Here is a 1,072-nt window from a genome sequence, read left to right on the forward strand (position 1 = left end):
GTTATAAATCGGCGACGGCCCATACAACTGATCGATAAACCACAACCGCTGCTGAGCAAACGACAACGGAACATGCTGCGGACGCGGCATTGGTTGTAGTGGGGCGCGGGCGGGGGCGTCGTGGTGGCGGTGTAGGTAGTCGGCGAGGTTTGCCACGGTGGAGGCGTCGAAGAGGTAGCGGACGGGGACTTGTCTGTTGAGTGCTGATTGCAGTCGTGCGCTGACGCGGGTGGCGATTAGTGAGTCTCCGCCCAGGGCGAAGAAGTCGTCGTCGAGTCCGACGCGGTCTAGGCCTAGCACTTCGGCGAATATGTCGGCGACGATCTGTTCAGTCTGGGTTTGCGGCGCCCGGAAGGGGGTGGTGGCAAACACCGGTGCTGGCAATGCCTTTCGGTCGATTTTGCCTGAGGAGGTTAACGGGAACGCCTCGAGCACCATGATTTGGGACGGCACCATGTAGTCGGGTAGGTGTGCGCTCAGCCATTGACGCACCGCGCTGATCTTGGTGTTGGTTTGGGGGTCATTGGCGTAGGTGTTGCGTTGGTGGACCCCAGCGGGGGGCAGGTAGAGGTCGGTCAGCGGTTGGTTGTGCTGGCCATCGCAGTCGGTGGGGGTGAACAAGACGGCATCAACAGTGCCCGGTTGGGTGCCCCAGGTCAGCGCGACGTGGTAGCCGGCGCTTTGGCCCAGACGGTGCAATTGTTGGGGGGTGGCGGCCGTGCTGGCCGCGCTGGCGGCTTGGGCCACTGCATCAGCCAGCGGCAGTCCGGCGGCCAAGCCAGCTTCGATACCGACGTCGGTGATCAGCCCAGCGCGGGGAATATCGGTGATACGCACCATATCTGGGCGTTGCGATATCAACTCGGCATGCAGCCCACTAAGGCCAGCACAGTGAGTCCATGCCCAGCTGGGCGCAGCGGCCAATGAACGGACCGCGGTGGGATTCTTATGAATGGTGACGTCATAGCGGTACCGGGTCAACTCGTTATCAGCCAACCCACACTTGACTTCAATGGCCAGACCGGCCACCGAGGCATGCTCGGCAGCCCACGTAGTGAAAAACTCTGGAGCC

General features: G+C 62.0%; 1 protein-coding gene. It reads right to left on the reverse strand.

Features of this window, described 5'->3' with window-relative positions; genetic code table 11:
• A partial coding sequence (locus A5707_RS20315; protein ID WP_232000797.1) for a phosphopantetheine-binding protein occupies nucleotides 1-1,029 on the reverse strand: 1,029 nt, incomplete at its 3' end.
• Nucleotides 1,030-1,072 lie beyond the last annotated feature (43 nt).

This window comes from Mycobacterium kyorinense (genome assembly GCF_001672775.1).
GTDB lineage: Bacteria > Actinomycetota > Actinomycetes > Mycobacteriales > Mycobacteriaceae > Mycobacterium > Mycobacterium kyorinense_A.